Origin of the sequence: Massilia mucilaginosa, assembly GCF_011682145.1 — a bacterium.
GTDB classification, from domain to species: Bacteria; Pseudomonadota; Gammaproteobacteria; order Burkholderiales; family Burkholderiaceae_D; genus Telluria_A; species Telluria_A mucilaginosa.
Genome location: NZ_WHJH01000235.1, coordinates 1 through 383, shown reverse-complemented (window position 1 = coordinate 383; position 383 = coordinate 1). Strand labels below are relative to the sequence as shown.

General features: G+C 60.6%; 1 protein-coding gene. It reads left to right on the top strand.

Annotation, left to right across the window (positions count from 1 at the left end; all coding sequences use genetic code 11):
* Positions 1-191: hypothetical protein (locus F2P45_RS34660; RefSeq protein ID WP_166882708.1), on the top strand; the 191-nt coding region annotated here is incomplete at its 5' end.
* Positions 192-383 lie beyond the last annotated feature (192 nt).

Sequence of the window (383 nt, the reverse complement as noted above, 5' to 3'; positions counted from 1 at the left end):
CGGCCACGCTGGAGGCGGCGGCAGCCGAGTATCAGAAAGCGAAATTCATCCTCAATGCAACCATTCCCTCCGGCGACGTCGCCGCCACCGATGCCGCGCTCAAACGCGTGAATGCCGCGCGCGCCGTTGTGGAAGACAACATCGGCCCCGCCCTCAACAAGACTGCCATGCTCGAAGCGCTCGGCATGTAATGACAATAAATTCAAGGATCGCAATGACTGGTTTGACCGACGCACGCAAGAAACTTCCTTCCCTTAGCTCCCTGGACGACGCGGCGTTCGTTGATGCTGTTCACACGATGTACTACCCGGAGATGGACAAGGCGGAATTGTCCACCAAGCTGGGCTATCAGCCGGCGGCCGCGCCGGCGCAATCGGCCGGAC